This window comes from Gilvimarinus sp. 1_MG-2023, assembly GCF_030548285.1.
The window spans coordinates 1-315 of record NZ_JAUOSC010000618.1 but is presented as its reverse complement, the minus strand read 5'-3'; the positions used below and the strand labels follow the sequence as shown (position 1 = coordinate 315).

Genomic DNA, 315 nt, shown 5'->3' with positions numbered 1-315 from the left:
ACATTGGCAGTACGGTTGGCTGGCCATTGCCGATGCTTCCAGCTGGTTGGCCAATGAGCGGATTATGGCATCGGCAGAACGGCTGGAAGCCGCTCGTACGATTCTGCAGGAACACGGTCATTACGACTGGCTGACAGGTCGCGGTGCCTTTGCCATATTGAATAATGGCATCGAATTCGCTGCGACCTATTTTATTATGCTACTGAGCCTGTTTTTTACCGGTGGTGGCCGCTATCTGAGTATGGATTACTGGATTGCACGCCGTCATAACCTGTTGCGCTAACGACCGACCGAATAACCCTGGTTGTTATGATG

The 315-nt window shown here is 51.7% G+C and carries 1 protein-coding gene; it reads left to right on the top strand.

Annotated elements, in window-relative coordinates:
* On the top strand, window positions 1-283 hold a 283-nt coding region (locus Q4563_RS18335; protein WP_442903790.1), incomplete at its 5' end, for an HvfX family Cu-binding RiPP maturation protein.
* Between the last annotated feature and the right edge of the window lie 32 nt (window positions 284-315).